This window comes from Burkholderia sp. AU4i, assembly GCF_000466765.1.
Taxonomy (GTDB): Bacteria; Pseudomonadota; Gammaproteobacteria; order Burkholderiales; family Burkholderiaceae; genus Burkholderia; species Burkholderia cepacia.
Map to the genome: position 1 here is coordinate 1 of NZ_ASSI01000454.1, position 617 is coordinate 617.

General features: G+C 69.4%; 2 protein-coding genes. Both read right to left on the minus strand.

Going from position 1 to position 617, the window contains the following annotated elements:
• On the minus strand, positions 1 to 406 hold a 406-nt coding region (locus L810_RS43450), incomplete at its 3' end, for an amidohydrolase family protein (RefSeq protein ID WP_155836514.1).
• Between the two features lie 8 nt (positions 407 to 414).
• Positions 415 to 617 (minus strand): amidohydrolase family protein (locus L810_RS43455; protein ID WP_155836516.1); only part of this gene is annotated, 203 nt, incomplete at its 5' end.

The following is a 617-nucleotide window of genomic DNA, read 5'->3' on the forward strand; positions in this document are numbered from 1 at the left end:
GCGGATAACGCGAGCCGTCCTGCGCGTGATGCACGTAGTGGAATTCGCACACCGACGTATAACCGCACTTGAGCATCTCGACGTACAGCCAGCGCGCGATCGCGGCGAGCGCGTCGGGCGTGATCTTCAGCGCGAAGCGGTACATCAGGTCGCGCCAGCTCCAGAAGCTGTCGGCCGGATTCGCGCGGTATTCGGTGAGCCCCGCCATCGCGCGCTGGAACGCGTGCGAATGCAGGTTCGGCATGCCGGGCAGCACCGGCCCGGCCGCATGCGCGACGCCTGCCGGGGCGTCGGTGTCGGGCGTCACGCCGGTCAGCGTGCCGGCCGCGTCCCAGCGCAGCAGCACGTTACGGCGCCAGCCGTCGGGCAGGTATGCATGGTCGGCGAACAACAGGGTGTCGGTCATAAGGCTATCTATCCATTCATCCGGCGAAACACGGTCGTGCCGCCGCGTACGACCTGCTCGCACAGCGGCCGACCGATCCAGTAGGCGAGCTCGGCCAGCGAGCCGACCGACCATGCGGCGAAATCGGCCTGGCGACCGACCTCGAGCGCGCCGTGGCGATCCGCGCGGCCGAGCGCCGCGGCCGCGTGGCGCGTCACGCCCTGCAACACTT